This is a genomic window from Pseudomonas sp. 30_B, assembly GCF_017491605.1.
Taxonomy (GTDB): domain Bacteria; phylum Pseudomonadota; class Gammaproteobacteria; order Pseudomonadales; family Pseudomonadaceae; genus Pseudomonas.
In genome coordinates, this window is the sequence record NZ_JAFGYY010000270.1 from 1 (window position 1) to 475 (window position 475).

The 475-nt window shown below is 67.2% G+C and carries 1 pseudogene; it reads right to left on the bottom strand.

Annotated features, from left to right (window positions below):
* Window positions 1-154: 154 nt before the first annotated feature.
* Window positions 155-475 (bottom strand): annotated as a pseudogene (locus J5M67_RS28245) (glutamine--tRNA ligase); the annotation flags it as partial.

A 475-nucleotide genomic window follows, 5' to 3' on the forward strand; every position in this document is an offset into this window, starting at 1 on the left:
GTGCGCGCGTGGAGAACGCGCAAGGCCGAACGGCCGGCGCGCGGCGCGCGTCTAGCGAACATGAAAACGAAAAACGAAAAACGAAAATGCCCGGCTCGCACCGGGCATTCTCCTTTCGGCGCCGCGTCTCGCGGGTCGTCCCGCGCCGCGGTTATCAGGCCGGCTTGCCCCAGCTGTCGCGCAGGCCGACGATCCGGTTGAACACCGGCTGGCCGGGCTTCGAATCGACGCGATCGGCGACGAAGGAGCCGGGCCGCTCGAACTGATAGCGCGCCTCCGGCAGCGCGTCGCGCGCGCCCGGCTCGAGGTACGCCTGAACGATCTTCTTCGAATCCGGATTCAGCGCCTCGAGGAAGTTGCGCCCGCCCGCGTCCGGATGCGGTTCCTTGAACAGGCGATCGTAGATCCGCACTTCGGCGGGGCACGCGTGCGCGGCGCTCACCCAGTGGATGTTGCCCTTCACCTTGTAGTTGTT